This window comes from Bartonella sp. MR168JLCBS (assembly GCF_042194175.1).
Genome location: NZ_JBHIMP010000071.1, coordinates 1 through 1,472, shown reverse-complemented (window position 1 = coordinate 1,472; position 1,472 = coordinate 1). Strand labels below are relative to the sequence as shown.

Annotated in this window: 1 protein-coding gene; it reads left to right on the top strand. The window is 34.3% G+C overall.

The window, feature by feature from the left end; all coding sequences use genetic code 11:
- Positions 1-107: 107 nt before the first annotated feature.
- Positions 108-326 carry a hypothetical protein gene (locus tag ACFIK8_RS09140; RefSeq protein WP_338131593.1) on the top strand — a complete coding sequence of 73 codons (219 nt, stop codon included), beginning with the start codon at positions 108-110 and terminating at the stop codon, positions 324-326.
- The last annotated feature ends 1,146 nt before the right edge of the window (positions 327-1,472 follow it).

Genomic DNA, 1,472 nt, shown 5'->3' with positions numbered 1-1,472 from the left:
ATCATAAAATAGGCAGTAACAAAATAGATGCAAGTATGCGTCTTCTGCTTGACTTTCTATTCCTATAAATAAATTTTTACAGGATTATTTATAAAAAAAGTGCAAGTTTGGATACGATGATTATGTTGCTAAAAGCGATGGCAGAATTAAGTCGTTTGCGTATTCCTGCACTTTTTGTACCACGGAGATTTAAACGTATCAAACTTTACATTTATTTTTTGCCAGTCGCAACTGCATGTATTACGGTATTTACGTTTTATTATACTAAAGCACAATTGATTGAGTGTTATCAGAAGGGTGGAGGCATTTATTTTGCGTTGTCATGATTGTTTTGGTAAAGATATTTGGTGGCTATTCTTTACAGTTTTTCTAGAGCGTGATTTGATTCTAATACACGATTTTGCACGTTTTATGGATGTAAAAAACAGCGCCTAAAAAGAGGAAAGAAGCATTTTTTACAAAATGTGGCGCAGTAGGATGCGTTGTGGTTTTCCTATGATCATGCTGTGGAAAAGCGCTTTACGGGAAATCATTGGCAATAAAAACCTTTAATACACTACTGGATATTGGTACTGATACAGGCTCTGTATTAAAATTGTTTTCAGGTCTTTATAGCATGCAGTTGAAGTTGTCTTTGATAGTGATGTTTTGCATTTATTTGTTGGAAATACAACTTTTGATTTGGTCATTCTTCATTGAGTTTTACATTTTCTTGAGAGTCCCGAGGTGACTTTTCATGAGGTTGCAGGTATTTCGCGTCCTCATGGGTGTTTGTTGATTGTGGATTTTGTTCGCTATGAAGTTGAGTCTTCACATTTCTACCACGTTCATATACCTTTTCGGATTTCTAGATTCACAAATAGAACAATAACTCAAAAGTGCAAGACTTAGTTCTAGAACAAATGATTTGTCTTCCTGCTCTACAAAATGAAAACAATGAGGGGGCTCATGGTTAAACTTTGGCTTGCTCGTGGTCCGCGTTTACTGGTTGACGATATAAAAGATAAAAAGTAGAAGTTTGCATAATTATGTTTGCTAACATGCTTTATTTTTTGTCCTTATAAAAGTGTAAAGATAGGATTTTTTAAGTATTTGAAATATTACCTTTTTTTGCACTTGCATTGTATTTTTGTGCATGAGAATGCTGGTGCTTCAATATGTAAGGGTAGGGCATGTCGGCTGTATAACGAAAGGTATTCTTGAAGAAAAACTACTAAGATAGCTGTTTAACGCCTGTTGATCCAGCGTGTATTAAATTAAATAAGACATTTATTTATAATGATAATTGTTTTTTACAACTTGAGTGAGAACACCGAAGGCAGGAAGTTTTTCTCATTTCAACCCCTTTGATTTAGAACCAAAAGAATCATTTATTTGTACGTCACAAGAGGAATGAGCGTATAGGTAAAAACCATTTGAAAAGAAACAATGTGTTGTTTCTTAATGCAAGAGCAGGTGCAATCTTGGGAGTT